Origin of the sequence: Neobacillus drentensis, assembly GCF_036966985.1 — a bacterium.
GTDB classification, from domain to species: domain Bacteria; phylum Bacillota; class Bacilli; order Bacillales; family Cytobacillaceae; genus Neobacillus; species Neobacillus drentensis_E.
Genome location: NZ_JBALSN010000559.1, coordinates 1 through 2,267, shown reverse-complemented (window position 1 = coordinate 2,267; position 2,267 = coordinate 1). Strand labels below are relative to the sequence as shown.

Here is a 2,267-nt window from a genome sequence, read left to right as displayed (position 1 = left end):
CATTAGGGCTTATTATGACACCTATATTTGCACAAGCGCATGTGAAGTGGTTTACAAATGTCGTTCCACATAAGGAGTCGATTGAACATATACTATCACCAGTGTTCCTATTTTTTATCTACTTTCTCCAATAGATCGATAACTTCTTGGATTTTTGTCCCTACTTTTTTTAAATCATTCTTTTCATGTATCCAAGATTTTGATTAATTCTTTATTTCCAGAAGCCGAAATTTTCTCTAATAAATGAGGGATCAAGCCGCGATTCCGGTCTTTTTAGAAACTGAATTGTACTACTCTATTATTGGTATTTTTAAGTTGTGGGGAAAAATCCCAAGAACGGTGTCGTTCTTTATCGAGAAGTTATTATTTCTAAAAGGTGGTCGATATATTAAAATGGAGTTGTTAGACAAATATTAGGAGGTTTTTTTATTGAAAAAAAGAAAAAAAGGAATGGCTATCGTTGCCAGCAGTATCTTAGTACTCTCACTATCATCTTTTAATCTACACACATCTGCAACTTCACCAGCTAAAAGCTACCTCATTGCTTACAACCAGTCATCATTACCTAAAACCTATCAGACAGACATTAAAAATGCCGGTGGAGAAGTGATAAATGCCATTCCGGAAATCGGCGGATTAGAAGTCCGCTCATCCAATCCAAATTTTCTTAACAATTTAAAATCTAATTCTAGTATTATTGCGGCAAACGTAGAAAGACACTATAAGCTCGACGACGAGCAACCGTCCGCGGCTGACGGTAAGCCTGTAACACTTCAACCTGATCCAGATGGTACATATTGGGGCTTACAATGGGATATTCGTCATTTAACCAATGAAGGAAAATCCTTTAATATTGAGTCAGGAGGTACGGTAGCAAATGGAAATGTTACTCATAAGGCTGTAGTCGGTGTTATCGACACAGGTATTGATGCCAATCATCCTGACCTTAAAGCCAACTATGTGGGTGGTCAAAGTTTCGTTCCGACAGGAGGTTATTCTGGTAATGACAACACTGAAACAGGCAACCCTAATGATGTCCTAGATCGTGAAGGTCATGGTACACACGTAGCTGGTTCCATTGCGGGTAATGGAAAAATAAAAGGTGTCGGTCCAGATCTAGGAATCATGGCTTACCGTATATTTGACAGTTCTGGAAGTGCCCCAACTGCCCCAATTGTTAAAGCAATGATTCAAGCAGCTAAAGATAAAGTAGACGTTGTGAATATGTCCATTGGCGGCTATGACAATTTAAAATATGAATACAATGGCACTAAGTATAGTGACATTGCAGATGTTCTCCTTTGGAAACGAGCGGTAAAATATGCGGTGAATAATAATGTAACCATAGTGGCCTCTGCCGGAAATGAGTCGTTAAACTACGCTGATAAAAAATCATTAACAGATTATTTGAATGCCAATTATGGTGATACGAACCTTATTTTTAAAGGGGTCACCATAGAAACTCCAGGTGGAGTTCCGGGAGTCATTACAGTATCTTCCTCAAACAAATGGGCGAAAGATCAATTAGCATTCTATTCAAACTATGGAAATAGCTTTATTACTGTAGCAGCTCCTGGCGGGGACAACGGTCCTATATATGCTGCATCGGGGAATTTAAATGATCGTGACTTTACTTACCGTGCGTTGTCAACATGGCCAACTTATTTAGAGCCTTATTTCACTACCATTGATCCAGAGCATCCAGGATATGCATACCTCCACGGAACCTCCATGGCTTCGCCAAAGGTTGCCGGCATCGCTGGAGTCATCAAAGCTGCACATCCAGACTACAAACCAGCTCAAGTGGAGGCACTTATTGAAAAGACCGCATTAGATTATGGAAAACCAGGTTATGATTCATACTTTGGTAAAGGTGAAGCGAATGCTTACTCAGCTTTAACAGGTAAATAGGATAAAGTAAGGCCCATCTCATCGATGGGCCTTTGTCTTGTCCTACTCTATCGTTATATGCGGATTTAACCCCTTAAAATAGTGCAATCTACTCTCCATTTCACCATTATTATTTATAAAAATTTTACGTACTTTTCCCCTGAGAAATGGGTCAGTCTCCCTTTGAAGAAGCCTTTAGGACCATTCTACCCTATTTGTGGAGTGACACTATTACACATTAAATCTACATCTATTTAAATCAGGTATTTCTCTGATTCCTTAGTATAATGCACAACTTGATTAAGATGACCATTTTTGAGTTTTACTGCCCATTCTGGATCAGCTAGTATGGCACGGCCAATGGCTACATAGTCAAA

General features: G+C 39.1%; 1 protein-coding gene. It reads left to right on the top strand.

The genetic code is table 11. The features are described from left to right. Positions 1–429 precede the first annotated feature (429 nt). Positions 430–1,911, top strand: a complete 1,482-nt coding sequence (locus V7659_RS27920) for a S8 family serine peptidase (protein WP_335543323.1) — start codon at positions 430–432, stop codon at positions 1,909–1,911. Positions 1,912–2,267 lie beyond the last annotated feature (356 nt).